29 protein-coding genes are annotated in these 23,971 nt (G+C 69.1%); 15 read left to right on the forward strand and 14 right to left on the reverse strand.

What is annotated here, in order from left to right; all coding sequences use genetic code 11:
* Positions 1 to 2 precede the first annotated feature (2 nt).
* From KSP35_RS19945 to KSP35_RS19970, 6 genes are all read left to right on the forward strand, one after another.
* Positions 3 to 200, forward strand: coding sequence for a hypothetical protein (locus KSP35_RS19945; protein WP_216997518.1), 198 nt, complete (start codon positions 3 to 5; stop codon positions 198 to 200).
* Positions 201 to 236: 36 nt separating this feature from the next.
* Entirely contained in the window at positions 237 to 593 is a 357-nt protein-coding gene (locus KSP35_RS19950) for a TadE family protein (RefSeq protein ID WP_216997519.1), read from the forward strand.
* On the forward strand, positions 590 to 1,036 hold the full coding sequence (locus tag KSP35_RS19955; RefSeq protein WP_216997520.1) for a TadE/TadG family type IV pilus assembly protein: 447 nt from the start codon (positions 590 to 592) through the stop codon (positions 1,034 to 1,036). Before KSP35_RS19950 ends, KSP35_RS19955 begins: the two co-directional genes overlap by 4 nt.
* Complete coding sequence (locus KSP35_RS19960; protein ID WP_216997521.1) at positions 1,033 to 1,434, forward strand: pilus assembly protein TadG-related protein; 402 nt, start codon at positions 1,033 to 1,035, stop codon at positions 1,432 to 1,434. The genes KSP35_RS19955 and KSP35_RS19960 overlap by 4 nt, the downstream gene beginning before the upstream one ends.
* A 41-nt stretch (positions 1,435 to 1,475) precedes the next feature.
* Positions 1,476 to 4,442 carry a LysM peptidoglycan-binding domain-containing protein gene (locus KSP35_RS19965; RefSeq protein ID WP_216997522.1) on the forward strand — a complete coding sequence of 989 codons (2,967 nt, stop codon included), beginning with the start codon at positions 1,476 to 1,478 and terminating at the stop codon, positions 4,440 to 4,442.
* A 145-nt stretch (positions 4,443 to 4,587) separates the two neighbouring features.
* Positions 4,588 to 4,977 (forward strand): hypothetical protein, encoded by a 390-nt coding sequence (locus KSP35_RS19970; RefSeq protein WP_216997523.1) that lies wholly within the window; start codon positions 4,588 to 4,590, stop codon positions 4,975 to 4,977.
* A 2-nt stretch (positions 4,978 to 4,979) separates the two neighbouring features.
* On the opposite strand, the gene KSP35_RS19975 is transcribed toward KSP35_RS19970, so the two are convergent.
* Genes KSP35_RS19975 through KSP35_RS19995 form a run of 5 tightly spaced genes read right to left on the reverse strand, consistent with a single transcriptional unit; the run spans position 4,980 to position 7,892 of the window.
* On the reverse strand, positions 4,980 to 5,627 hold the full coding sequence (locus KSP35_RS19975) for an arsenate reductase ArsC (RefSeq protein WP_254126861.1): 648 nt from the start codon (positions 5,625 to 5,627) through the stop codon (positions 4,980 to 4,982).
* A gap of 36 nt (positions 5,628 to 5,663) precedes the next feature.
* Entirely contained in the window at positions 5,664 to 6,404 is a 741-nt protein-coding gene (locus KSP35_RS19980) for an MIP/aquaporin family protein (protein WP_216997524.1), read from the reverse strand.
* On the reverse strand, positions 6,404 to 7,063 hold the full coding sequence (locus KSP35_RS19985; protein WP_216997525.1) for a helix-turn-helix domain-containing protein: 660 nt from the start codon (positions 7,061 to 7,063) through the stop codon (positions 6,404 to 6,406). The genes KSP35_RS19980 and KSP35_RS19985 overlap by 1 nt, the downstream gene beginning before the upstream one ends.
* A 32-nt stretch (positions 7,064 to 7,095) precedes the next feature.
* Positions 7,096 to 7,422 (reverse strand): hypothetical protein, encoded by a 327-nt coding sequence (locus tag KSP35_RS19990; protein WP_216997526.1) that lies wholly within the window; start codon positions 7,420 to 7,422, stop codon positions 7,096 to 7,098.
* Positions 7,413 to 7,892 (reverse strand): ArsI/CadI family heavy metal resistance metalloenzyme, encoded by a 480-nt coding sequence (locus KSP35_RS19995; protein WP_254126862.1) that lies wholly within the window; start codon positions 7,890 to 7,892, stop codon positions 7,413 to 7,415. Before KSP35_RS19995 ends, KSP35_RS19990 begins: the two co-directional genes overlap by 10 nt.
* 87 nt (positions 7,893 to 7,979) lie before the next feature.
* Here KSP35_RS19995 and KSP35_RS20000 point away from each other — a divergent pair, with 87 nt between their 5' ends.
* Together KSP35_RS20000 and KSP35_RS20005 are read left to right on the forward strand one after the other, a co-directional pair.
* Positions 7,980 to 8,321 carry a helix-turn-helix transcriptional regulator gene (locus KSP35_RS20000; RefSeq protein ID WP_216997528.1) on the forward strand — a complete coding sequence of 114 codons (342 nt, stop codon included), beginning with the start codon at positions 7,980 to 7,982 and terminating at the stop codon, positions 8,319 to 8,321.
* A gap of 3 nt (positions 8,322 to 8,324) precedes the next feature.
* On the forward strand, positions 8,325 to 8,822 hold the full coding sequence (locus tag KSP35_RS20005) for a GNAT family N-acetyltransferase (protein ID WP_216997529.1): 498 nt from the start codon (positions 8,325 to 8,327) through the stop codon (positions 8,820 to 8,822).
* Between the two features lie 50 nt (positions 8,823 to 8,872).
* On the opposite strand, the gene KSP35_RS20010 is transcribed toward KSP35_RS20005, so the two are convergent.
* The 3 genes from KSP35_RS20010 to KSP35_RS20020 form a co-directional block, all read right to left on the reverse strand.
* Entirely contained in the window at positions 8,873 to 9,919 is a 1,047-nt protein-coding gene (locus tag KSP35_RS20010; RefSeq protein WP_216997530.1) for a DMT family transporter, read from the reverse strand.
* Between the two features lie 232 nt (positions 9,920 to 10,151).
* Complete coding sequence (locus KSP35_RS20015) at positions 10,152 to 10,598, reverse strand: VOC family protein (protein ID WP_216997531.1); 447 nt, start codon at positions 10,596 to 10,598, stop codon at positions 10,152 to 10,154.
* A gap of 38 nt (positions 10,599 to 10,636) precedes the next feature.
* Entirely contained in the window at positions 10,637 to 11,113 is a 477-nt protein-coding gene (locus KSP35_RS20020; RefSeq protein WP_216997532.1) for a YdeI/OmpD-associated family protein, read from the reverse strand.
* Positions 11,114 to 11,609: 496 nt separating this feature from the next.
* Here KSP35_RS20020 and KSP35_RS20025 point away from each other — a divergent pair, with 496 nt between their 5' ends.
* A complete protein-coding gene (locus tag KSP35_RS20025) occupies positions 11,610 to 11,969 on the forward strand; it encodes a BlaI/MecI/CopY family transcriptional regulator (protein WP_216997533.1) in 360 nt (119 codons plus the stop codon).
* On the forward strand, positions 11,966 to 12,841 hold the full coding sequence (locus KSP35_RS20030) for a M56 family metallopeptidase (RefSeq protein WP_216997534.1): 876 nt from the start codon (positions 11,966 to 11,968) through the stop codon (positions 12,839 to 12,841). Before KSP35_RS20025 ends, KSP35_RS20030 begins: the two co-directional genes overlap by 4 nt.
* Positions 12,842 to 12,907: 66 nt before the next feature.
* Here the strand turns inward: KSP35_RS20030 and KSP35_RS20035 are convergent, their stop codons facing one another.
* Positions 12,908 to 13,507 carry a DUF305 domain-containing protein gene (locus KSP35_RS20035; protein ID WP_216997535.1) on the reverse strand — a complete coding sequence of 200 codons (600 nt, stop codon included), beginning with the start codon at positions 13,505 to 13,507 and terminating at the stop codon, positions 12,908 to 12,910.
* A gap of 152 nt (positions 13,508 to 13,659) precedes the next feature.
* On the opposite strand from KSP35_RS20035, the gene KSP35_RS20040 reads away from it, so the two are divergent.
* Together KSP35_RS20040 and KSP35_RS20045 are read left to right on the forward strand one after the other, a co-directional pair.
* The gene (locus tag KSP35_RS20040; RefSeq protein WP_216997536.1) at positions 13,660 to 13,899 is read left to right on the forward strand and encodes a DUF2933 domain-containing protein; all 240 of its coding nucleotides are present in this window, start codon (positions 13,660 to 13,662) and stop codon (positions 13,897 to 13,899) included.
* A 236-nt stretch (positions 13,900 to 14,135) separates the two neighbouring features.
* Positions 14,136 to 16,085, forward strand: coding sequence for a heavy metal translocating P-type ATPase (locus KSP35_RS20045; protein WP_216997537.1), 1,950 nt, complete (start codon positions 14,136 to 14,138; stop codon positions 16,083 to 16,085).
* 31 nt (positions 16,086 to 16,116) lie between these two features.
* On the opposite strand, the gene KSP35_RS20050 is transcribed toward KSP35_RS20045, so the two are convergent.
* The 3 genes from KSP35_RS20050 to KSP35_RS20060 all read right to left on the reverse strand — a co-directional run bounded on the left by KSP35_RS20050 (position 16,117) and on the right by KSP35_RS20060 (position 18,134).
* Entirely contained in the window at positions 16,117 to 16,518 is a 402-nt protein-coding gene (locus tag KSP35_RS20050) for a YkvA family protein (RefSeq protein ID WP_216997538.1), read from the reverse strand.
* A 141-nt stretch (positions 16,519 to 16,659) separates the two neighbouring features.
* Positions 16,660 to 17,340, reverse strand: coding sequence for an SCO family protein (locus KSP35_RS20055; protein WP_216997539.1), 681 nt, complete (start codon positions 17,338 to 17,340; stop codon positions 16,660 to 16,662).
* On the reverse strand, positions 17,340 to 18,134 hold the full coding sequence (locus KSP35_RS20060) for a DUF1775 domain-containing protein (protein WP_216997540.1): 795 nt from the start codon (positions 18,132 to 18,134) through the stop codon (positions 17,340 to 17,342). Before KSP35_RS20060 ends, KSP35_RS20055 begins: the two co-directional genes overlap by 1 nt.
* A 144-nt stretch (positions 18,135 to 18,278) precedes the next feature.
* On the opposite strand from KSP35_RS20060, the gene KSP35_RS20065 reads away from it, so the two are divergent.
* Together KSP35_RS20065 and KSP35_RS20070 are read left to right on the forward strand one after the other, a co-directional pair.
* Complete coding sequence (locus KSP35_RS20065) at positions 18,279 to 18,560, forward strand: zf-TFIIB domain-containing protein (RefSeq protein ID WP_256444506.1); 282 nt, start codon at positions 18,279 to 18,281, stop codon at positions 18,558 to 18,560.
* 595 nt (positions 18,561 to 19,155) lie between these two features.
* The gene (locus KSP35_RS20070; protein ID WP_216997542.1) at positions 19,156 to 21,240 is read left to right on the forward strand and encodes a heavy metal translocating P-type ATPase; all 2,085 of its coding nucleotides are present in this window, start codon (positions 19,156 to 19,158) and stop codon (positions 21,238 to 21,240) included.
* Here the strand turns inward: KSP35_RS20070 and KSP35_RS20075 are convergent.
* The gene (locus tag KSP35_RS20075) at positions 21,237 to 21,833 is read right to left on the reverse strand and encodes a sigma-70 family RNA polymerase sigma factor (protein ID WP_256444507.1); all 597 of its coding nucleotides are present in this window, start codon (positions 21,831 to 21,833) and stop codon (positions 21,237 to 21,239) included. The genes KSP35_RS20070 and KSP35_RS20075 overlap by 4 nt on opposite strands.
* Entirely contained in the window at positions 21,830 to 22,441 is a 612-nt protein-coding gene (locus tag KSP35_RS20080; protein WP_217002298.1) for a plastocyanin/azurin family copper-binding protein, read from the reverse strand. Before KSP35_RS20080 ends, KSP35_RS20075 begins: the two co-directional genes overlap by 4 nt.
* A 246-nt stretch (positions 22,442 to 22,687) precedes the next feature.
* On the opposite strand from KSP35_RS20080, the gene KSP35_RS20085 reads away from it, so the two are divergent.
* Entirely contained in the window at positions 22,688 to 23,968 is a 1,281-nt protein-coding gene (locus tag KSP35_RS20085) for a vitamin K epoxide reductase family protein (RefSeq protein ID WP_216997544.1), read from the forward strand.
* The last annotated feature ends 3 nt before the right edge of the window (positions 23,969 to 23,971 follow it).

A 23,971-nucleotide genomic window follows, 5' to 3' on the forward strand; every position in this document is an offset into this window, starting at 1 on the left:
CCATGCCCTCGCCCCTGCTCATCTGGCAGTACCTGTGCGCGCGCCTCGACCTCGACCCCGACAACGAGGACGGCATGACCACCACCGAGGTGGCCGTCATCACCTTCCTGCTCGTGGGCGCAGCCATCGTCGTCATGGGCGTCATCTACAACGCCGCCAAGGGCAACGCCGACAACATCCCGGACCCGAAGGCTCCCTGAACCATGCGCCGGCTGAGCCTCCGTAGCGAACGAGGGATGACCACGGTCCAGGTGGCCATCATCATCCCGGCGTTCCTTCTTTGGCTGATGCTGATCGTCCAGTTCGGACTGTGGTGGCATGCCAAGCAGGTCGCCAATGCCGCGGCCGCAGAAGCGGTCGACGCCGCACAGACCCCAACCGGGACCGAGGCCCAAGGGGTCGATGCTGCACGGTCGTTCCTCGACGAAGCCGGCAACCTCCGCCATGTCACGGTCATCGTCGACCGTGGGGCCGACACCGTTCGCGCCGAGGTCAAAGGCGAAGCACCACAGCTGGTCCCCGGGTTCGACTGGGGCGTCACCGCTCAGAGCGAAGCACCCCGTGAGCGCTACATCCCGGAGAGCGGACGGTGACCGTCTCCCACCAGCGGCACAGCGGTGTCGCCCGCACGTCCGGTGAGTCCGGAACGGTGGCCGTCGAGGCGGCGATCGTCGCACCAGCGCTCGTCGTCCTGATGCTGCTCGTCGTCTTCGCCGGCCGGGTCTCCGAAGGCAACGGCAACGTTGAACGTGCCGCCAGCGAAGGTGCCCGAGCAGCGTCGCTGCACCAGAACCCCACCGCCGCGCGCAAGGCCGCCATCGACACGGCGTCAGCCAACCTCGCAGCTTCCGGCACGAAGTGCGCGCCGATCGAGGCAGTCGTCGACACCAGCGAACTCCAACCCGGAGGCAGGGTCACCGTCGACGTCACCTGCACCGCCTCAATGGCCGACGTCGCCCTGCTCGGCGTGCCGGGAACACGGACCTTCCGAGCCCACGCCGTCGAGGTCGTCGACCGCTACCGGAGCGACCCATGAACAGCCTCCAAGAAGAACGCGGCAGCATCACCGCCTTCGTCGCAGTCGTTGCCTTCGCCCTCGTGATGGTCGCCGGCATGGCGTATGACGGCGGGGAGATCGTCGCCGCGCAGGCGCGAGCCCGTGCTGTCGCAGCGAAGGCGGCTCGAGCCGGAGCCCAGGAGATCGACACCACGGCGCTGCGCTCCACCGGCCGGCCCACGCTCGACCGGGTCCGAGCAGCCCGCGCCGCCGAGCGCTACCTCGACGACGTCGACGTCGACGGCACCGTCGACGTGCGGGCCGACACCGTCGAGGTCACCGTCCGCATCGTCCAACCGATGCGGATCCTGCCCGTACCAGACCGCACCGTCACGGCCACCGAAGCCGCCACCGCCACCAATGGGAGGCCCTCGTGAGACGACGAAGCACGCAGATCATCCACGGCCTCGGGTGCCTCGTGCTGCTCCTCGCCATCATCGGTGCCCCGCCCGTGCTCCTAGCGACGCTCGTCGGCTGGCCACTGCCCACCGCGATCCCGAACCTCGACACCATGGACACGGCCGTCCGCAGCGGGATCACCGACGCCACCATCGTGAAGGGCCTCGCCTGCATCGCCTGGATCGCATGGGCCCAGATCGCCGCTTCGATCCTCGTCGACCTCGTCGCCGTGATCCGCGGCGGGGTCACGCCACACGCCCCGGTTCTCCCCGGCATCCAGCTCGCCACCGGCCGCCTTGTGGCCGGCGCAACCGTCCTCTTCAGCCTCCTGGCCCCTGGGCCCCGCATCGCTGGCGCAATGCCGATGGCCCCGCCCCCCGCCACCGCGGCCGTCCTTCCAGCAAGCCCACCCCCAGCCAGCCGAGCCGTCTCGGCCGAACCCGCACCAGCTCCGGCACCAGCCCATGCCGGTAAGACCTGGACGGTCCAACGCCACGACAGCTACTGGTCCATCGCCGAGCGGACCCTCGGCGACGGCATGCGCTGGCGCGAGATCCGCGACGCCAACATCGGCCGCCAGATGCCCGGCGGCCAGATCATCACCGCGCAGAGCGACACGATCGCTCCCGGCTGGTCGCTGACCCTGCCTGGTGACGCCTTGGTCGCCGCTCCTGGCTCAGCGACGGATGCCGCGACGGACTCAGCCAACGGGCCGGTCCTCGTCGTCGCCCAGCCTGGAGACAGCCTCTGGTCGATCGCCGAGGACCGTGCGGCGACCGACCTGCAACGCCCAGCCACCGACGCAGAGATCCGGAACTACTGGACCGACCTGCTCGATTCCAACCAGCAGCTCGGAGACCCGAACGTCCTTCACGTTGGCGAGTCCGTCCGCACGCCTGCTGCGACGACGCCTGCGCCTCTGCCACCAGCGCCGATACCGGCGGTGCCAGCACCAGCACCAGCACCAGCACCTGCACCTGCACCTGCACCGACACCGACTCCGGCGACTGCACCTGCACCGCCCACCCATGAGGAGGCGAAGGTCGACGTGATTCCACCCACCCGGGGGGAGACGCCGGAGGACGCTCGGGTCCCCGCCGGGAGCGCGGTGGAGAGGAAGGCCGATCCTGCTTCGCAGGCCGACGATGGAGACGCACTCAGCCCAGAGATGATCGCCGCGCTGCTTGGTGTAGCTGGCACAGGTATCGCCTACGGCGCCGCCCGAGCAGTTCGCCGACGCCGCCGATCACGTGCTCACCGCCCAGCTCGACCCGCCACACGTGCAGCGGCCGAGACGAGGGACACCCACCGTGTCGTTCTGGCCGTGGACGCCGAGGATGGCCATGCCGTCGACCAACTTCGGTTCGAGCTCGACGCCCTCGCCATTGCCGTAGCTGCAAGCGGACAAGCGTGTCGACCTCGCATCGTGCAGGTCGGAGCCGACCACATCGACGTCGTCCTCGACCGCACCGCAGTCCCAGCTCCCACCGGGTGGCGGGCCGAGGGATCGGGCACGGCATGGGTGAAGGACGAGCTGGAGCCGATCATCGAAGGCGGACCCGAGTGCTTCTCCACCCCGCTCCTGGTCGCCATCGGGTCACCCGACGACGCTGGCCAACTCCACCTGGACCTCGAGGCCGAAGGTCTGCTGACCCTGGCCGGCGACGAAGAGGCAGTCGAGGGTCTCGTACGTTCCTGGCTGACAGAATTGGCGACCACTCCACTGGCCGAGAACCTCCAGATCCACGTCGTCGGCGACGCGGTCCCGGACGATCTGATGCTCTACGACCGCGTCCAGCACTTCGACACTTGGGACGGCGTACTCACCGACCTCCGAGCTCGGAGCCAGCAAACGTCAGACCTCCTCACGGCCAACAACTGGCTAAGCACGTTCGCCGCCCGGGGTGCCGGCAGCGACCACGACGCCCTGGCACCCCTCGTCATCACCGGTGCCCCGCCCGCGGACCCCTCCGACCTACGAGCGCTTCACGAGGGCGGTCTCGGCGCCGTCGCTGTCGTGGTGATGGGAGGCGACGAGGTCGCCGGAACCGAGGTCCTCTGTGAAGGAGAGAAGCTCCGCATCCCTTCGATCGGCTTGGAATGCACCGCCCAGAGCCTGTCCGCCGAGGCAACGGAGGCCCTCGTCGCGTTGGTCAACGAGGACGAAGACCTGAGCGAGGACGCGAAACAGCTCTCGCTCCTCGTTGACACGCCGTCGACCCCCGAGCGCTCGCTCCGACGGCTAGGTCCCTACGAGGACCCCGATCACCAGGTGCTCGTCCGACTCCTCGGCAACATCGCCGTCATTGGCGGAAACCGACCGCTTCCCGGCAAGCACGCTGCGGTCGTCGCCTACATCGCACTCCACGGCCAGGCCACGCCGGGAGCGCTCATCGACGCGGTCTGGTCCGGCATCAACAACCCCAACCGACGCAAGCGCCTCGCCAACATCGTCTCCGAGTGCCGCAGCGCGCTCGGGGCCCAGCACCTGCCCCAGGCCGCCGACGGGATCTATCGCGCCGGACCCGGTCTCATGACCGACACCGAGCTCTTCAACCGGCGGGTTGCCTACGCCGCCACGCAGGCGCCCGCAGATGCCGCCGTCACCCTCCAAGGCGCCCTCGATCTGGTCGAAGACGTCGTCTTCACCTACCAGCGCGCCGACCAGCAGAGCTTCTCCTGGATCGACCTCGACAACCTGCAAGTGACCTGGGGCCAGAAGGTGGCAAGCGTCGCCGAGGCCCTCGCTGACCTGTACCTCGAGGCCGGGGACACCTCGTCGGCGATCACCGCTGGCAACACCGCCCTCGCCGTCCTTCCCGCCAACACCAAGCTGACCGAGCAGCTGATGCGGTCGCACCACGCAGCGGGGGACCGCCTCGCTGTCCAGCGCGTGTACCTCGCCCACCTGGCAGCACTTGAGGCGCTCGACTTCGACGCTCCAGAGGAGAGCACCGCCGAGTTGCATGACCGCCTTGTTGGTTAGATCCTGCGAGCAACCCCCGCGTTTTCTTAGGTCACGGCTGATATCGCTGTTGCGCTGTGAAACTGCCGGTGGCTTCGGATGACCATGGCGCTCGCGCCCCGATCCCCCCAGCCCCTGCTGTGCCGGATGGCGGTACCGTCACCCGGTGGCCCACGGAACCGTTCAGCATCTGGTGGGGGTGTACGACGCCGACGGGACTTTGTGGGGGGAGTTGTCGTACTTCGTCGGTGCCCGGCTTGGTCGGGCGCACTGCTCGTTGTGCGACATCACGCACGGGACGCTTCGTGAGCGGCCGGACTGGCGGACGTGCCGCGACGGGTTGCCGGTCCCGTTCGAGACGTACCACCGCAACGACCAGCCTGACCGGGTCCGGGTCTTGGTCGGGGGGAGCTACCCGGCGGTGGCCGCAGAGACCGACGCCGGCTGGGTGCTGCTGTTGGGGTCGGCGGAGCTCGAGGCGTGCGGTTCGTCGCCGGAAGCTCTAGTCGCTGCGGTGGAAGCGGCGGTCGAGGAGCGGTCGTTGCGGTGGCCGTGAGCTCAGCCGGCGACGGGCACGTCGAGTGAGCTCAGGAGTTCTCGGACTCGACGTTCGATGTCGTCGCGGATGGGCCGCACCGCGTCGACGCCTTGGCCGGCGGGGTCCTCGAGCTCCCAGTCCTCGTAGCGGGTGCCGGGGAAGAACGGGCACGAGTCGCCGCAGCCCATGGTGACGACGACATCCGCGGCCTGGACGATCTCGGAGGTCCAGGGCTTGGGGAACTCCTGGGCGATGTCGATGCCGACCTCGGCCATCGCGGCGACGGCGGAGGGGTTGACCTCGGTGCCGGGTTCGGAGCCACCGGACCAGCCGACGGCGTTTGGTCCGGCGAGGTGGTTGAGCCAGCCGAGGGCCATCTGCGACCTGCCGGCGTTGTGGACGCAGAGGAACAGCACCGTCGGCAGGCCGGTCTTGGACTTCCCTTCGACCTTGGCGAGGGCCTGGAGGCGTTGGCGGGCGAAGCGCTCGGCCATGAGCGGCAGGAAGCTGGTGATGCGGGCGCCGGAGGCGAACTGGTCGTAGCTGGTGGCGAGGAACTGTTCGATGGTCTCGACAGAGAAGGTGCCGGTGAACTCCTCGGCGAGGTTCTTGGCGGCGCTGTTCAGGGCGTAGCGGACGTCGGTGGGGAGCTCTTCGAGGGCGGGCATTGGCTGGTCTCCTGGCTGAGGTGGGTGTCGGCTTGGTCAGCCGGCGTCGTCGGTGGGGTGGGGGTAGAAGAGGCGGATGAGTCCGTAGGCGATGGCAGCTCCGAGGAGCTGCGTGGCGATGAACATGGGGGCCGAGGCGGGGGCGATGCCGGCGAAGGAGTCCGAGAGGGTGCGGGCGATGGTGACCGCAGGGTTGGCGAAGCTGGTCGACGAGGTGAACCAGTAGGCGCCACCGATCCAGACGCCGACGGCGTAGGGCACCGCTGATGCCCGGCCGGTGCGGACGCAGCCGTGGATGACGAGCAGCAGGCCGACGGTGGCGACGACCTCGGAGAGCCACAACGCTCCGGATGAGCGGTCCTTAGTGGAGAGCTCGATGGCGGGGAGCTCGAACATGACGTTGGCGATCACCGAGCCGAGGCAGCCGCCGATGGTCTGGGCGACGGCGTAGAGGGCGGCGTCGCGGGTCGTGATCGAACCGAGGAGCCGGTCGACGAGGGTGACGGCCGGGTTGAAGTGGGCGCCGGACACGGCGCCGAACATGAGGATGAGCCCGATGAGCGCTCCGGCGGTCGCCGCGGCGTTCTCCAGGAGCTGGATGCCGACGTCGTTCGGAGAGAGCCGGCTGGCCATGATCCCGGAACCGACAACCGCGACGATGAGGAACGCCGTGCCGAGGGCTTCGGCGGCGAGGCGGCGGGTCAGGTCCAAGCGGAGGGTCCCTGTCCCGGTCTCGGGGAGGACGGTCAGGTCCGGTGCGCTGGTCTGGTCGTCCATCAGGCGGCGGCCCGGGTGACGGTCGCGATGCGGGTGCGGAGCTCGTGGAGCGCGTGGTCGAAGTCGGCGGGTGTGCCGGCGGCGACCGGATCGGGGATCGACCAGTGGAGCCATCCCGGGCGGTCGCCGAGCTCTTCGTGGGCCTGGTCGCAGACGGTGACGACCAGCGTGCCGGCGGCGAGGTCGCCGAGCTCTTGTGGGTTGGCGCCGGTGATGTCGAGCCCAGCGCGGTGGGCGGCAGCAACGGCGCCGGGGTGCACGGCGTCAGCGGGGTGCGTGCCAGCGGAGGATGCGGAGCCACCGACCTGTTGCCAGAGCGCGGCGGCCAGTTGTGACCGGGCCGAGTTCCGGGTGCAGACGAACACGGCGGGGCCGACCGGGAGGCGGGGCCCGATGCTCAGGTCGGCGAGGGTCCCGGGGAGCAGGTGGACGTACCGGCGGCGTCCGTCGCCGCTGGAGCGGGTCCGGGTGATGAGCCCGACCTCTTCGAGGACGTCGAGGTGATGCGCGAGCAGGTTCGATTCGAGGTCGAAGCGCTGCCGAAGTTCGATCGGGGCCCGGTCCGAGGTGGCCAGCTCGTCGATGATGGCGAGCCGGGTGGGTTCGCCGAGAGCAGCGTGTCTGGTCGCTCGGCGTTGCCGGTCTTCGCTCGTTGCCACTCGACGAGCATCACACCTCAACAGCTACTGAGTCAACAACTACTGAGCGAATCTTCCCGAAGTGCCGAGCGGCCGTCATCGGACAAGGACAGTTTCCCGCTGTTGTCGACGACGAAGCCGAGTGCCTCGAGCTTCCAGAGCGCCGAAGAGACCATCCGCCGTCGTTGGACGGCGTGACGGGTGACCTCGTCGGAGCCCTGTTGGGGCCAGTGGCCGAGCAGGTCCTCGAGCGTCATGGGGCCGTGCTGGTCCAGGAGCTCGAGGACCTGTCGCCGGGGCCCGTTGAGGAGGCGAGCGATGCGGCCGTAGTGCTCGACCTCGGTCTGCTCGCTGCGCCCCGAGGCCGTGTTCAGCAGCAACCTTCGGAGGACCCGGGTGCGGCACCGATCGAGACGGACTCGCTGGTGGCGCCGGGGGCGCAGCACTGGGCGTTCTCGCCTTCGGTGCGGATGCTGTTGGTCATCTGCTCGGCGTCGCCGGTCTTCACGTACCACTCCCACGGCGCGCCGTCGGGGTCGTTGACCCAGGTCTCGGTCTTGAGGGCGTAGCAGCACGTGGTGTCGTCGATGCCGGTGGTGGCCACGCCGTCAGCGGACAGGCGCCCCTCGGCGGCCTCGACCTCCTCCGCGGTGTCGACCTCGACGCCCAGGTGGTTGAGCGTGCCGCCGCCCTCGCCCTCGATGAGCACCAGCTTCAGCGGCGGCTCGGCGATGGCGAAGTTGGCGTAGCCAGGCTTGCGCTTGTTCACCTCGGTGTTGAACAGCTTCGAGTAGAAGGCGACGGCCTCGTCGATGTTCGAGACGTTCAGAGCGAGCTGGACACGGGACATGAGGTCCTCCTGGTACATTCACGGATGTCGATGCACTGATCCTACCGACGCATCGACGGATGTCAATGCAATGGAGAACGTTTCGCGATGAGCACCTCAAGCACGCAGCTCGAGAGCCCGCCCGTCACCTGCTGCCCCTCCGTGACCGCAGCACCGCTCGGCGACGCTGACGCCGCCGTGCTCGCCCACACCTACGCCGCCCTCGCCGACCCCGTTCGCCTCCGCCTCCTGAGCCTGATCGCCTCATCCGGCGAGATGTGCTCCTGCGACATGGTCGAACCGCTGGCCAAGTCCCAGCCGACCGTGAGCCACCACACCAAGATCCTCGCCGAGGCCGGCCTCATCACCGGCGACAAGCGCGGCCGCTGGGTCTACTGGTCCGTGCAGCCAGCCCGAGCCGACTTCGTCCGCCAGGCCCTCGGCGGCTGACAGGTGACGGTCGCCGTCGTCCGGACGCTGCGCCCTGAGGACTGGGCCGCCGTCCGGCAGATCTACGCCGACGGCATCGAGACCGGGAACGCCACGTTCGAGACCGAACCACCCGACTGGGAGGCGTTCGACACCGACCACTCGCCGACGCTTCGCCTCGTCGCCGACCTCGACGGCGCTGTCGTCGGCTGGGCCGCAGCACGGCTCGTGTCGGACCGCTGCGTGTACGCAGGCGTCGCTGAGCACAGCGTCTACGTCGCCTCCGACGCTCGCAGCCACGGGATCGGTCGACTGCTCCTCGAAGCGTTGATCGTTCGGTCTGAGGGCGAAGGCATCTGGACGATGCAGTCCGGCGTGTTCCCCGAGAACACCGCCAGCCTCCAGTTCCACGTGGCCTGCGGCTTCGAGGTCGTCGGGATCCGTCGGCAAGTCGGTCGACATCACGGACGCTGGCGCGATGTCATCTGGATCGAGCGTCGCAGTACCACCGTCGGCGTCTAGCGACGCCGACGCGGTCAAGGCCTCCGCCCACCGAAACGACTGATGCGGGCTCAGTCGCTTTCGTGGGGGTGGCGGTGGTGGACATCGGAGACGTGGCGGTGGGCATGCGACCTCGCAGCATGGGCGTGCACGTGAGCGTGCTCGAGGACGGGTTCGTCGTGGACGTGGTCGTGGTGGCCGTCGTCGTGGCGGTGCCGGTGGTCGTGCTCGAGGGGTAGGTGGGCGTGGCGGTGGACGTGGCGTTCGGTGACGAGCAGGTAGATGCCGAGGCTCATCACCGCGATGGCCAGGCCCTCGGCCGGCGTGATCGTCTCGCCGAGCACCAAGACCGCGGTGGCGACCCCGAAGACCGGTGCGGTGCCGAAGAAGGCCGCCTCCCTTGCGGCACCGACCCAGCGCAGGGCATAGGCGTCGAGCACGACGCTGAGCCCGTACGCGGCGCCACCGAGCACGACCGCCCCGACCAACGCCCCGACGGCCGGCATGGGTGCCCCCAGACCGACCGCCAGCAGCAGATTCACCGTCGCCGCCACAGCCGCCTTCACCCGAACGATGGCGAACGGGTCACGGCCCGACAGCTGCTGGGTCAGGTTGTTGTCGACCGCCCAGCACAGGCAAGCGGCCGCGATGCAGACGATGCCGAGCACGTCGACCTGGGACTCGCCTCCGGAGAGGCCCAGGACCGCAGCAGCGGCCACCACCGCACCGGCCCCGGCCGCCGCCCGACGATCGAGGTGCTCACCGAAGAAGGCCAAGGCCAACCCCAGCGTCAGGACAGCCTCGAGGTTCAACAGCAACGAGCCGGCCACCCCGGACACCCGCTCGAGCCCGATCAGCAGCAGCACGGGGGCAAGCACACCGCCGGCGACGGTGACACCGGCCAGCTTCGGCACATCGGCTCGTCGCAGCCGGGCCTCGTTCGGACTCCGGCGCAGCGCAAGGACAGCCGAGAGCGCCACGGCGGCGCCGCCGTACAGGAGCCCGGCCAGGAGCTGAGGCCGGACCTCTCCGACAAGCTCCTTTGCCAACGGCGCCGACGCACCGAACATCGCTGCTGCCGAGATCCCCAGCACCACACCGAGCGACGAACGTTCCACACCGCCAGTGTGCCCCTCCTCGAACCCGAGGACAGCGCGAGGTACGTGTACCGCTGCGCCCCGTGACGCCCGGCCAGCGCCGCTACGGCCCTCTTGGCCGAGCACTCCCACAACTCGGCCTAGCCAACCATGCGGCCCCCGTCCACGCCTGGCCAGCCGTCGGCGAACACCCTGACTCCTCCTCGCCGAGGTCTCTGCTCGGCAAGCCCCACAGGACCGGTCGAGGGTGTAGCTACAGGGATCGACCGAAGCGGAGACGGTTCCCGAACGGATCCGTGAGCGTGAACTCCCGCATGCCCCACTCCTGATCTGCCAGATCGCTCACGAGGAGCCCCTTGCCTTCGAGGCGGTCGTGCCACCCGTCAGGGTCCGGAACCACGAGGTAGGCACCGGCGCCAGCGGCGACCGGTTCGACACCGAGGTCGAAGACGCTGCGTTCGTCGAACGAGACGAACGCAAACCCGCCGCCCTCGTAGCGGTGGACCTCGAAGCCCGCCGCCTCGTAGAACTCGACTGCCACATCCATGTCCAAGACCGGCAACGTCGGCGTGACGTCCATCGAGCCGGACGCCTCGACCAGCCAGTCGATGCAACCACGACACACCTGCACCGCAGGGTGACAGCGCAGCGCCGTCAACGACGATTCGTCGTGCTGTTCGCCGCAGCAGGAGCACTTCATGGCTTCGAACCTACCGGCGGGCTCCTCCGCGCCGGCCCTCACGGGGCCTTGGGGCGTTCCTTCACGCCGGCTTCGAGGAGGCGCACCACTTCGGCGAGTCGCACTAAGCGCTGCTCGGGGTTCCGCTTGGTGGCGCTGATCCACCGGATGTAAGCGGTCCGGTAGAACTGCGCCAGCCCGTCGAAGAACTGCCCGGCAGCTGGGCTGGCGGCAAGGGCCTCGGCCATGTCGGGGTCGAGATCGTCCCGCTGCAACCCTTCCGGTTCGAGCGACACGTCGACCTGGTCTCCTGCGCTGAACCCTCGATCCCGCCTCCACGCCGGCCCGAGGACGATGCCGAGCTCGGAGCCGAAGGTCTCCACGGTGCCCCGCAGGTCGCAGCCGCCGACCGTGCCCCGCAGGTGGTGCTCGACCTTCTGGCCCCACCTCTCGTCGGGGTCGAACGGCACCGGCAGGTAGACCCGGCCACGGGACCCGGCGGCGAGACTCGTCGAGTAGGTGATGCCGGAGCTCATCGCGCCCTGCGACGTTCGAGCTCGGCCGCCAGATCGGCGACCGACGGTGGTGACAGGGCACACGCAGCCGCCTCGGCAGGCCTCCCGCCGAACGGGTCGACACCGTCGAACAGCACAGTCGGAGACCCGGCGAAGCCGCAGGGAACCGGACCGTGCCCCTCGAGCTCAGTGGCGATGACCGTCACCCCAGGATGAGCTACGAGGAACGAGTGGAGAACAGCGACGTTCGGGCAGCCTGCCGTGAACAAGATCTCGACCTCGAGCCGATCGGCTGGGACATCCGATGCGAGAGCCACGCCCGCCAAGGTACCCATGCCTCACTCGCCTTGCGGCGAGGTGGCGTGGAGCTACTGCTGCTGCTGCTGGCAGGGCTCCAGGGTCCACCGCTACAGGCAGCAATCGACCGCGTCATTCGCCTGAGCCCAGGCCTGCGGTCCGTCCAGCCTGACACTGCCTGGCGGCGGTGTCGTTGGCGACCTGGCCGTAGGCTCTACACGTGCAGAAGCGACGTGCCACGGGCGCCCTCGAGAAGATGGTCCTCGAGCAGCTGTGGCTCCGCCCGAGTGGCGCCACGCCCCGCGAGGTCAAGGACGCGCTCGCCGAGGACCTCGCCTACACGACGGTGATGACGATCTTGGCCCGGCTGTGGAAGAAGGGCCTGGCGGAGCGGGAGCCGAGCGGACGGGCGTTCCGCTACCGGGCGCTGCGCGGCGAAGCCGATCTGGCGGCGACGAGGATGCAGCAGGCGCTGGAGCCGGTAGATGACCGGTCGCTGGTGCTGTCGCGCTTCGTCGACGGGCTGTCCGATGACGATGAGCTGGCGTTGCGCAAGATCCTGGAGGAGCTGGACCAGTGAGCCAGCTGCTGCTCGTCCCGCTGCTCGTTGCGGTCGCTGCCACGGCGTCGAGCGGGGTGTCGCAGCGCTACCTTCGGCCGCGGGTGGCGGCGTGGAGCTTGGTGGTGGGCTCGACCGTGACGGCGCTTGCTGCGTTGAGTGCGCTCGTCATGGTTCTCGTGGAGTTCGCTCACGCGCTTGCGCAGACGCAAGGGGCGTTGGCCTGGTGCTTGCACCTCGAACACCACGGTCCCGTGCCTTGGGTCGAGGGGAGCGTCGCCGCCGCATGGCTGGCCGGAGCCGCCGTTCGCGTGTTGAGGTGTCGGGCGCGGTACCGGGGCCTGGTTCCGGACGCCGGTTCCGGTGGGGTCGAGATCGTCGACGACGACCACCCCGTCGCCTTCACGTTGCCGGGTGGACAAGGCCGGACGGTGGTCTCGTCGGGGATGCTGCGGGCCCTCAGCTCGGGCGAACAAGCGGCGCTGTTCAGCCACGAGCACTCGCACCACGCCCGTCGGCACGATCGATTCATCCTCGCCGTGGACCTGGCGGTCGCCGTGGTGCCGCTGCTGGGGCCGATGCGGGGCTACGTCCGCTACGCCACCGAGCGTTGGGCGGACGAGGACGCTGCGCGGGCGGTTGGCGATCGGCGCCTCGTCGCTCGCGCTTTGGCACGAGCTGCGCTCGTCCAGCACGCCGCGCCCCAACCGGGCATGGCCATGGCGGACCTCGGGGTCCGGACGAGGGTCGACCAGTTGCTCGCCGAGCCGACGAGACGGTCGGTCGTCGTGCTCACTGTTGCGGGTAGCGCTGGGCTCACGGCCCTGGCGGCGGTCAGCGCCTCGGTCCAGGTGCATCACCTGGCCATGGTGACCGCACACCTCTGCGCCTGAGACCGGGCCTCATCCAGGTAGGGAAGGCCCAGGCCCGCCGGGCCTGCAGCGGCCGACCACGGAGGCTCAGCCGGCCTTGCCGATGAGGTCTTCCATGGTGGTGATCTCGGCCTTCTGGGCAGTGACGATGGCCTTGGCGAGCTTCTTCGCTCCGGCGGACTTGCCGTCGGCGAGCTCGGTCTCGGCCTGTTCGATGGCGCCCTTGTGGTGTTCGATCATCATCGTCAGGAACATCTGATCGAACTCGGCGCCGGAGGCGTCCTCGAGCTTGGTCATGTCAGCGTCGCTCATCATGCCGTGGTCCATGCTCATGCTGTCGCCGCCCATGCCCGACGGCTCGTTCTGGCCCCAGTCCTTCAGGTAGCCCTGCATCTGCTTGATCTCGGGGTCCTGGGCGCCCTTGATCTTGGCGGCCAGGCCCTTGACCTCAGCGCTGTCGGCGCGGGTCTCGGCCAGCGTGGCCATCTCGACGGCCTGCTGGTGGTGCGGGATCATGCCCTGGACGAAGGTGACGTCCGCGTCGTTGAATTCGGCTGAAGCGGCAGGACTCTGCGACGAGTCGCTCCCGTGGCCCATGCCCCCCATGTCGCTGCCGTCCGAGCTGCAGCCGGCGATCCCAGCCATGGCGAGTGCCAGCACGACTCCGAGTGCGATGCGCTTCTTCATCTCAGCCTCCAACGGCTAGCTATCTACGACATGTTGTCGTAGACCCTAAGGCCAGGACTTGGTCGAGGCAACGCGGCCATGCAGGACCTTCGGCCCTAGTACGACACGTCGTAGTACCCCAGGCTTGGCCCCCTACCAGAGGAGCGTGCGCAGTGGAATCGAAGCACTCCAAGATGCTGATCGTGGCCGGGCTCGTCCTGGCCGGCGCCGTAGGCGCAACGGTCGCCGGGTTCCCACCCGGCTTCCTGCTGATCCTGCTGATCTGTCCCCTCATGATGATGTTCATGATGATGGGCATGGCTGAGGCGACCCGCCGCAAGGGTGATGGGCCGAGCCAGGGCGAGACCGAAGAGACCGCACCCGATGAGCACGACATCGGCCGAGTCGGCTGAACGTGGCGGTCCTGCTTGCCAGACCTCCCAACGGCCCAACTTCGAACAGGGTTGATACCCCTAGGGGGTATGGGTACCCTGCATCTCACCGAACGAGCGAGGAGGCCTCCGTGGCCACGCACACGGCACACCAACCCACCCCTGGCGACCACGCCGACCACGCGCCCGATGGGCAACACGACCGAGATCCCGCCACGCACGCAGGGCATGGCGCGCACGCCGGGCACCACGTGGAGATGTTCCGGCGACGGTTCTGGTGGAGCCTGCTGCTCACCGTTCCGCTCGTCGCCACCAGCCACATGGTCATGGACTGGTTCGGCTACACCCTCGACTTCCCCGGCGTGGACCTCGTCGGGCCGGTGCTCGGCACGTTCGTGTTCCTGTGGGGCGGCTGGCCGTTCCTGACCGGCGGCGTCCAGGAAGCCAAGGACCGCCAACCTGGGATGATGCTGCTCATCGCCATGGCGATCACCGTCGCCTACAGCGCGTCGATGGCCACGTCGCTCGGCTGGTTCGACCTCGACTTCTGGTGGGAGCTCGGCGCCCTCATCTCGATCATGCTCCTCGGCCACTGGCAGGAGATGAAGGCCCTCGGCCAAGCCCAGGACGCCCTCGCCGCGCTCGCCGCCCTGCTGCCGGACGAAGCCGACCGCATCAACCCCGACGGCTCGACCGAGACCGTCCCCGCCGGCACTCTCGCCGTCGGTGACCTCGTCCTGGTCCGCGCCGGTGGCAACGTCCCCGCCGACGGCAAGATCACCGAAGGCGAGGCCGAGCTCGACGAGTCGATGATCACCGGCGAGTCCCGACCCGTCGCCAAGTCCGCAGGCGACACCGTCACCGCCGGCACCATCGCCACCGACTCCTCCATCCGCGTGGAGGTCACCGCCGTCGGCGACGACACCGCACTGGCCGGCATCGGACGTCTCGTCGCCGAGGCACAGGCCTCCGGTTCACGCACCCAGGTGCTCGCCGACCGTGCCGCCGCGCTGCTGTTCTACGTGGCCGCCGGCTCGGCGATCATCACCGCGATCGTCTGGACCGTGGTCGGCAGCCCAGACGAAGCGGTCATCCGGGTCGTCACCGTCCTGGTCATCTCCTGCCCCCACGCCCTCGGGCTCGCCATCCCGCTCACCACGTCGCTCTCCAGCGCCATGGCCGCCCGCAACGGCATCCTCATCAAGGACCGCCGCGCCCTCGAGGCGAGCCGCACCCTCGACGCCGTCCTCTTCGACAAGACCGGCACCCTCCCCAAGGGCCAGCACACCGTCATCGGCGTCGCCACCACCACGGGGACGACCGAGGATGTCGTGCGCATCGCCGCAGCGGTCGAAGCCGACAGCGAGCACCCCCTCGCTCGGGCCATCGTCCGAGCCGCCGAGGACACCGGGGCCCGTTCCCATGCCACGGACTTCCGGTCCATCACCGGCCGCGGCGTCGAAGCGACCGTCGACGGCGACCGCTACGCCGTCGGCGGCCCCGCCCGCCTTCGCCAACGAGACCTCACCAGCCCCGTGCAACTGGCCGAAGACATCGCCGCGTGGACCGGGCGAGGCGCCGCCGTGCTCTACCTCGTCCGAGACACCGACATCATCGGGGCCCTCGCCCTCGAGGACGAGATCCGACCCGAGGCGCGTGAAGCCATCGACGACCTCCACCGCATCGGCCGCAAGGTCGTCATGATCACCGGCGATGCCCAACAGGTCGCCGATGCCGTCGCCGCCGACCTCGGCGTCGACGAGGTCTTCGCCGAAGTCCTGCCCGAGGACAAAGCCAACAAGGTCGCCGAGCTCCAAGAACGCGGGCTCACCGTCGCCATGGTCGGCGACGGCGTCAACGACGCCCCCGCCCTCGCCTGTGCCGACGTCGGCATCGCCATCGGCGCCGGCACCGACGTCGCCATCGAATCCGCCGGCCTCATCCTCGCCAGCTCCGACCCACGCGGCGTTCTGTCGATCATCACCCTCGCCAAGGCCACCTACCGCAAGTCCCTCCAGAACCTCACCTGGGCCGCCGGCTACAACATCATCGCCATCCCCCTCGCCGCCGGAGCACTCCAATGGGCCGGCATCTCCATGCCCCCCGCCGTCGGCGCCATCCTGATGAGCATCTCCACCATCGTCGTCGCCCTCAACGCCCAACTCCTCCGCCGAGTCGACCTCAAGCCCACCGAACCCGGCCGCTGACCTGCTTCCGACGCCAGCCTTGGGCTGCAACTCAGCCCGCGGAGTCGCGGGTGCTCCCGAGCAGACGGTCGAGGAGGCGAGGCGATCCCGTCCAGGCGCCCTCGATCAGCTCCCGAGGGACCTGGCGAGCGGCATAGCGAAGCGCGAGCACGACAACGACGATGTCGTCCAGCGGCCCGATCACCGGGAGGAACTCGGGAATCAGATCAATCGGGCTCAGCACCCACACCGCAGCGATGCCGACTGCGATCTTGGCCCGGAGCGGAACACGGGCATCCCGGCGAAGCCGACGAAGTGCCGCAGCGCACGCAGGAAGGAAGCCCGCCAAGTCCTTCGCCAGACCCGGGGGAAGGCGACTGGCAAGAATGATCAGGACCGCCCAGGAGAGAACCACCACCCCTGCCCCGCACATCACCCAGGCAAGCCATGTCATCCGCCTAGCGTACGAATCTTCGATGCTGCCCGAACGCTTGGTGGGCACCTTTCGCAGGTCCGCCAACAGCTTCTACGTGGCTGCGGCCGCCTCAGCTTCGGCGTGCGCCCCAGGTGGCCTCAGGGCCGAGGGATCGCCGCCTCAGGCCCAGGAGCCCTGGGCGAGGCGAGGTAGGTCCTTGACCCACTGCTGCTGTTCGATGTCGAAGCTGTAGAGGCGGTGGCCGAGGCCGTCGGGACTGAAGGCGAACACCCGTGCCGGGTGTCCGACGTCGTAGCTGCCGTCAGCCGCGGGTTCGCCGATCTCGACCGGTGCCACCTTGAGTGCCGTGGTGGCCTTCAGCACCTCGGCATCGGTGCCGCTCAGGCCGATGAAGGTCTCGTCGATGTTGCCGAGGTAGGTCTTCAGCACCTCGGGGGTGTCCCGTTTGCGGTCGACGCCCACGAAGAGGACCTGCACGTCGCTCCCATCACCGGTGCCGAGCTCGCGCCGGGCCGAGGCGATGGTGCCGAGGTAGACGGGGCACACGTCGGGACAGTTGGTGAACCCGAAGAACAGGACCGAGAGCCTGCCGGCAGTGTCCTCCCGAAGCGAGAACGGTCGACCCTCGACGTCGGTGAAGGTCACGTCGGGCTTTGTGAACGGTGGGTCGAGCAGGGTGCCGCCCCAGTCGGTGCTCGGCACGGGTGACACCTCGGCGTTGGGCCCGGCCTCGTCGCCGCTGCTGCCGCAGCCGGCCAGGAGGGCGGCGGTCGCGGCTGCGCCCAGACCCAGGACCCGCCGCCTCGACCACATCGCGTCGGACTCGTCGGTGGCCCACATCAGTCCTTCCCCAAGCGTCGGAGGAGCAGCCCGCCGCCGAGGATGACGGCGAGCGTTGCGGCTGCTCCGCCCCAGAGGAGCGGTGTCGAGAGGCCCTCTTCGTCCTCGCCGCGAGGGCTTCGGTCACGGACCTCGGCCGCAGGTTCGATTCGCAGGACCTGCGTCGAGGTGGTCGTCGGATCGTCTGCTGCCGCCGGTGCGGTGGTGCTAGTGCCCGCCGGAGCGGTGGTCGTGGTCCCCGGCGCTTCCGAGGCGGCGACGACGGCCTCGAGCTTGGCTCGGCCCGGCGCGTCGGCGGGGACATCGTCGATGCTGGTCGCTGCGGCGCTGCCCGCCGGAAGGACGAGCAGGCGAGGGGCCGGGTACTCATCGGCGGGATCTCCACCGATCCAGGAGCGCTCGTCGCCGTTCTCGCACACCTGGACGGACGGGAACAGGAGCAGCTCACCGGTTCGGTCCGGAGCCAGGAACTCGACCGGGAAGGACCCGATCTCGTCGGATGGCAGCGAGCCGCCCTTCCACTCCACCACGGTGCGACCCTCGCCATCGGCGGTGGCCGTCGCGGTCCAGCCCGGCACGTCCACTGCTCGAGCACCGGCGACCGGCACCCGGATCGCCACCTCCACCGTCGGAGACTCGGCGCAGCCGTGGGTCGGCTTGAGCTTCACCACGGCCTCCTCGCCCGCAGGGACCGCTACCAGGTCAGAGTCGGTGTGAGCGTCGGCGGGAGCGGCGCCGGCGAGGGCCACGCCCATCACGAGGGCGACGATGGTCAGGGCACGGGATCGCGTCATCGAAGAACAGTCGAACTCGCCGCCTGTCTGGTTCCGGCGGCGGGATGGAACCGAGCGAGCTGCGCTGGCGACTGTGAGGTTGTCGGCTTCGGTGACCTTCCGGAGCCGAAGCCGACATCCGTCCATCGGACCCACGGAGCCCAGATGCACTGCCCGAACGACCAGAGCGTGCTGATCATGAGCGAGCGGCAGGGGATCGAGATCGACTACTGCCCGGAGTGTCGAGGGGTCTGGCTCGATCGCGGCGAGCTCGACAAGATCGTCGAGAGGAGCGTCAACATCGAAGCGCCCTCTTCGCCGCCCTCGCGTGGCGAGCAGCGAGATGATCGCCATGATGGCGATCGCGGCCGTGAGGGTGGGGATCGCGGTGGGGTTCGTAAGAAGAAGCGTGGCGGCGCGCTGGCGGACCTGTTCGACTTCGGCTGATCGGACGGACACGGCCACGGCCACGATGGGATTCACTCCCATGGAACCCCACCCCACGTAGCGTCGACTGCTTGCTCGGTGGCTGAAGGTCGCCGGCAGGACGAAGTCGTCCTGGTTTGATCGAAAGGTGGGGTCCATGGCCATGCGAGAGACCCGTCTCGACCTGACCTCTGTGCTCCCTGATCTCCACGGAGACAGCGATCCCTGCGCCAGTCGTCTGGTCGACCAGCTCGGGCGAACCGCAGGGGTCGATCAGGCCCACGTCGTCGGCGCCACCGCATCGACGCCGGCCGAGCTCTGCCTGCACCACGACCCGGATCGGCTGTCGATCCCGCAGATCCGGACCATGGCCCATCGCGCCGGCGCCGAGATAACCAGTCGCTATGGCCACGTGGTGTGGGAGGTGGCTCCGGTCGGTCACGTCCGGCGCAGCGATGCCATGACGGCGCGGCTCGAACAGGTCGACGGAGTGCTCGAGGCTCGAGCCTCGATTGACGGTGTCCTCCGCGTCGAGTTCGATCGCCAACGGATCGACGAGGAGGCCGTGCGCAGCGGAGCTGGCGCGGTCGGCTTCCGTCTGGCTCCCGCCCCGCAGGTGCCTGTCGCTGCCGGTGCCGCGCCGCTCTCGACCGGGCCCGGCGGACCTACTGAGGACGGTCACCGGGACCATGACCACGAGGCCGACCACGAGGCAGGTGGCGGCCACGATCACGCCCACGGTGCGTCAAAGGTCGAGCTGGCAGCGGCGATCTTCGCAGCGGTCCTGCTGGTAGTGGGGTTCTTTCTCGAACAGGTCCTCGACGTCTCCACCGGCGTGGCGCGGGGCTTCTTCGTCGTGGCGGTCGTCTCGGCCGGGTGGTTCACCGTCCAGGACGCGTGGAGCTCGTTGCGGGCCAGGCGCTTCGAGATCGACACCCTGATGTTGGTGGCCGCGGGTGGAGCCTGCGTGCTGGGCCAGTGGGAGGACGCTGCGCTCCTGCTCGTGCTGTTCAGCATCGGCCACGCCCTCGAGGGCTACGCCATGAACCGAGCCCGTCAAGCCATCGAGGCACTGGCAGACCTGGCGCCGCCGACCGCTCGGATCAAGGTCGACGGTGTGGAGCGCGTGGTGCCCGTGGCCGAGCTGACGGTGGGCGCAGTCGTGGCCGTCCGACCGGACGAGCGCATCGCCGCCGATGGCTTCGTGGTGGCCGGGGTGACCAGCGTCGACCAGTCGGCCGTCACCGGCGAGAGCGTGCCCGTCGAGAAGGCTGCGGTGAGCGACCCGACCCGATCCGGGCAGAACCCGGCTCAGGTCCCGGCGCTCAGCCGGGTGTTCGCCGGGACCATCAACGGGTCCGGCGCGATCGACGTCCAGGTCACGGCGCTGGCGTCGGAATCGACATTGGCCCGGGTCGTGCAACTGGTCACCGAAGCCGAGACGCAGGTCTCACCCACGCAGCAGAAGACCAAGGCGTTCGAGCGGGTCTTCGTGCCGGCGGTCCTGGCCTTGGTGGCCGTGCTGCTCGGTGCCGGGTTCGTGGTGGACGAACCGTTCTCCGACACCTTCTACCGGGCCATGGCCGTGCTCGTCGCCGCCAGCCCGTGTGCGCTGGCCATCGCCACGCCGAGCGCGGTGCTCAGCGCAGTGGCTCGGGCCGGCCGCGGCGGTGTGCTGGTGAAGGGCGGCGGCCCCTTGGAGCACCTGGGCCGGATCTCGGCCATCGCGTTCGACAAGACCGGGACGCTCACCGAAGGTCGGCCCCGTCTGGTGGACGTCGTGGCCGCTGACGGGGTCCGACCCGCCGAGCTCATTGCGGTAGCCGTGGCGATCGAGCAGTCGAGCGATCACCCGCTGGCCGCAGCCATCGTCACCGGTGGCCTCGAACGGCTCGACGGGGTGCCAGTCGAGGCAGCGACCGACGTCTCGAGCATCACCGGCAAGGGCGTCCGAGGCCTGGTGGGGGGCGAGGAGGTCCTCATCGGCTCCGCAGCACTCTTCGACGACGATGCCAACCCGATGCCCGATGCCGTGTCCTCGGCCAACGGTGCGCTGCAGCAACGAGCCCGGACGACGATGGTCGTCCGACAGGGGGCGCGCTACCTCGGCGTGCTCGGCGTCATGGACACGCCACGGCCGCAAGCGGCACGGGTGGTGACCGAGCTCCGGTTGCTCGGCATCGAACGCATGGTCATGTTGTCCGGTGACAACCAACAGGTCGCCACCTCCGTCGCCGGCTCGGTCGGCCTCACGGAAGCACGAGGTGATCTCCTCCCCGAGGACAAGGTCACCACCATCCGGGAGCTGATGCAGGACGGTTCGGTGGCGATGGTCGGCGACGGCGTCAACGACGCCCCGGCGCTGGCCACGGCCTCGGTCGGGATCGCCATGGGTGCCGCCGGATCCGACGTGGCCTTGGAGACCGCAGACGTGGCCCTCATGGGCGATGACCTGCGGTCCCTGCCGTTCGTTGTGGACCTCAGCCGCCGGACCACCCGCATCATCCGCCAGAACCTGTGGGTCAGCCTCGGCGTGGTCGCCGTCCTGGTTCCGACGACGATCGCCGGCATCGCCGGCATCGGTCCTGCGGTGGCCATTCACGAGGGTTCGACCCTGATCGTCGTGGCCAACGCGCTCCGCCTCCTCGCCGGCGGCTCCGATCGCCGCCAGGCTGCGCCGGATGGCTCGTCGCCGGCCTAGCCGGCCGTCTCGTCCTCGAGCGGCTCGTCGACCTCGTCGAGCAGTTCGATGAGCCCCGCTCGCGCTCGGGCCACGCGGGACCGGATGGTGCCGATGGGACAGCCGACCAGATCCGCAGCTTCCTGGTAGGGCAGCGCCATGATCTGGGTGAGCACGAAGGCCTCGCGCTGGTCGGTGCGGAGCAGCCCGAGCACTTCGAGCAACTCGGGCGGGTGGTGCTCGCTGACCGACTCGAGCTCGAACGGTTGGGCCGAGAGCTTGTCGAAGATGCGCTTCTGACGCCCCCTCGCCCGGATGTCGTCGATGCACACGAATCGGGTGATCGAGAGCAACCAGGTTCGGGCCGAGGACTCGCCACGAAACCTGGGCAAGGCCTTCACCACCCGGATGAGCGTCTCCTGGGTGGCATCGTCGGCGCGAGCAGGGCCGATGATCGAGGCGCAGTATCGCCACACGTCATCCATGCATCGGTTGACAAAGGCGACTTCAGCGGCACGATCGCCTCGGCTCGCTGCGATCGCCAGCCGGGTCAGCTCATCGTCGGCCGGCGTGCCATCTCGATCAGCGGCTCCCCGCTTCGGTCGGACGATCACGAGGAGACCAGGATCCGTCCGGTCATCCCGCGGTGCACCGAGCAGTAGTACTCGTAGTTCCCGTCCTGGTTGAACGTGATCGTCTCGGTCCGTCCCGGGGCCAGATCGCTGGAGACGAGCTCGCCGCCGAGGTGTCGAACCAGCCGGTGGGTGTGGTTGCCGTCGTTCGTCCACTGGATCGTGGTGCCCCGAACGGCGCGCAGGTCACGCTGGTCGAACGAGTCGTCGACGGTCTTGATGGTGACGCTCGTGGTGGCCGTGGGGCCTCCGGCGCTCGGGCGGGGAGTCGACGGCGACCGACGCAGCGGACCGGCGAAGGCGAGGCTGGCCGCGATCACGACGGCGGCCACGGCCAGCACCGCACCCCGCCGCCGAGTCCGAGCCCGGAGTCGAGCGGCTGCCTCTCCGCCGAGGACGGTGGCGGTGAGCTCGGGGGCCTCGTGCGGGATCCGCACCAGCGACCGGCGTCGCAGGTCCTCCAACCGTCGCCTCGCCGAGGTGCACGACGGGCAGGTCGAGCAATGGTCGTCGAGGTCTTGGAGGGCGCCGTCGTCCAGCTCACCGTCGACCGCTGCGGAGATCCGCTCGAACCACGCTGCACACACCATGTCACCGGTGGGTCGTTCCGCTCCGCCGTCCAGTTCCCCGGGCCGCTGATCGCTCCGGCTCGGCTACTTGCTCGCGCCGTCGTGGCCTGGGGACGTGTCAGCACGGGCTGAACAGTACAGCGACTGCTGTTCCGAAGCGAAGCCGGGAACTTCGCGGCGGCAGCCTTCGACTGTGCAAGAGCGGCCCATCCTCGTCCGAGCATCGGGACCATCCCCGCGAGTACGCACCTCAGGAGACCCGATCGCGTGAAGAAGAACGTCCTGATCCCGCTGGTGATGGTGGCGCTCGCCGCTGCCGTCGCCCTGGCCTTGGCGTTCTCCGGTGACGATTCGAGCCCCGATGCCCAGCCCGCCAAGTCCCGCAGCGATCGCGTCGTCCGACCGGACAGCCAGAAGCTCAACGACGTTGCCGATGCCAAGGTCACCTTCGTCGAGTTCCTCGACTTCGAGTGCGAGGCATGCGGCGCGCTGTACCCGCTCGTCGAGCAGCTGCGCACCACCTACGGCGACCGGGTCACGTTCGTCGTGCGCAACTTCCCGCTGCACGCCAACTCCGAATCGGCCGCCAGCGCTGCAGAGGCCGCAGCATCGCAGGGCAAGTTCGAGGAGATGTACAAGAAGCTCTACGAGACCCAACCCGAGTGGGCCGAGCAGCAGGCCTCGCAGGACGACGTGTTCTTCGGGTTCGCTGAAGACCTCGGCCTCGACATGACCGAGTTCGAGAAGGACTTCGAGGATCCGGCCACCCTGGCCAAGATCCGCCGGGACAAGGCCGACGGCAAGGCGCTCGGGGTCGAAGGAACGCCGACGATCTTCCTCAACGGCCAGAAGCTCGAGCCCGAGTCCCCCCCAGGACCTCATCGACAGCCTCGAAGCCGCACTCGCAGAATGAGCCCGGCCCCGGTGGCGCCCGTCCACGCCCACCCCGCGGCGTTCCGTGCTCGATCGCGGCGCCTCGGCGTGCTGCTCGCCAGCTGCGGGGCGATCGGACTGACCGCTGCGAGCACCCTGCTCGTCGAGAAGATCGAGCTCATCCGTGATCCCGGCTACGTGCCCAGCTGCAGCATCAACCCGATCCTGAGCTGCGGGTCGGTCATGGAGACCTCCCAGGCCGAAGCGTTCGGGTTCCCCAACCCCATCATCGGCATCGCCGGCTTCGCCATGCTGCTCACCGCCGGCGTGACGCTGCTCGGCGGCTTCCGACCACCGCGCTGGTTCTGGCTCTCCCTGCAGGCCGGCGTCACCTTCGGCGTGGTGTTCGTCCACTGGCTGATCTTCCAGAGCCTGTATCGCATCGGGGCGCTCTGCCCGTACTGCATGGTCGTCTGGACCGTGACGATCCCATCCTTCTGGTACGTGACCCTCTACAACCTCAACGCCGGTCACCTCCCGGTCCGCCGACCCGACCGGACCCGCCGGGGATGGCTGAGCGACAACCACGCCATCGTGCTCACCGCCTGGGCGCTGCTCATCGTTGGCCTCATCGGCCGCCGCTTCTGGGAGTACTGGTCCTCCCTCGTGACCTGACCA

The organism is Aquihabitans sp. G128, assembly GCF_019048865.1.
GTDB lineage: Bacteria > Actinomycetota > Acidimicrobiia > Acidimicrobiales > Iamiaceae > Aquihabitans.

Coding starts and splice junctions, on each gene's coding strand:
- KSP35_RS20000 (WP_216997528.1), top strand. CDS start 7,980: ATGAGCACCTCAAGCACGCAGCTCGAGAGCCCGCCCGTCACCTGCTGC.
- KSP35_RS19975 (WP_254126861.1), bottom strand. CDS start 5,627: ATGCCCGCCCTCGAAGAGCTCCCCACCGACGTCCGCTACGCCCTGAAC.
- KSP35_RS20045 (WP_216997537.1), top strand. CDS start 14,136: ATGTTCCGGCGACGGTTCTGGTGGAGCCTGCTGCTCACCGTTCCGCTC.
- KSP35_RS20050 (WP_216997538.1), bottom strand. CDS start 16,518: ATGACATGGCTTGCCTGGGTGATGTGCGGGGCAGGGGTGGTGGTTCTC.
- KSP35_RS20020 (WP_216997532.1), bottom strand. CDS start 11,113: ATGAGCTCCGGCATCACCTACTCGACGAGTCTCGCCGCCGGGTCCCGT.
- KSP35_RS20035 (WP_216997535.1), bottom strand. CDS start 13,507: ATGAAGAAGCGCATCGCACTCGGAGTCGTGCTGGCACTCGCCATGGCT.
- KSP35_RS19980 (WP_216997524.1), bottom strand. CDS start 6,404: ATGGACGACCAGACCAGCGCACCGGACCTGACCGTCCTCCCCGAGACC.
- KSP35_RS19945 (WP_216997518.1), top strand. CDS start 3: ATGCCCTCGCCCCTGCTCATCTGGCAGTACCTGTGCGCGCGCCTCGAC.
- KSP35_RS20065 (WP_256444506.1), top strand. CDS start 18,279: ATGCACTGCCCGAACGACCAGAGCGTGCTGATCATGAGCGAGCGGCAG.
- KSP35_RS20080 (WP_217002298.1), bottom strand. CDS start 22,441: ATGGTGTGTGCAGCGTGGTTCGAGCGGATCTCCGCAGCGGTCGACGGT.
- KSP35_RS19960 (WP_216997521.1), top strand. CDS start 1,033: ATGAACAGCCTCCAAGAAGAACGCGGCAGCATCACCGCCTTCGTCGCA.
- KSP35_RS19950 (WP_216997519.1), top strand. CDS start 237: ATGACCACGGTCCAGGTGGCCATCATCATCCCGGCGTTCCTTCTTTGG.
- KSP35_RS20015 (WP_216997531.1), bottom strand. CDS start 10,598: ATGAAGTGCTCCTGCTGCGGCGAACAGCACGACGAATCGTCGTTGACG.
- KSP35_RS20055 (WP_216997539.1), bottom strand. CDS start 17,340: ATGTGGGCCACCGACGAGTCCGACGCGATGTGGTCGAGGCGGCGGGTC.
- KSP35_RS19995 (WP_254126862.1), bottom strand. CDS start 7,892: ATGTCCCGTGTCCAGCTCGCTCTGAACGTCTCGAACATCGACGAGGCC.
- KSP35_RS20060 (WP_216997540.1), bottom strand. CDS start 18,134: ATGACGCGATCCCGTGCCCTGACCATCGTCGCCCTCGTGATGGGCGTG.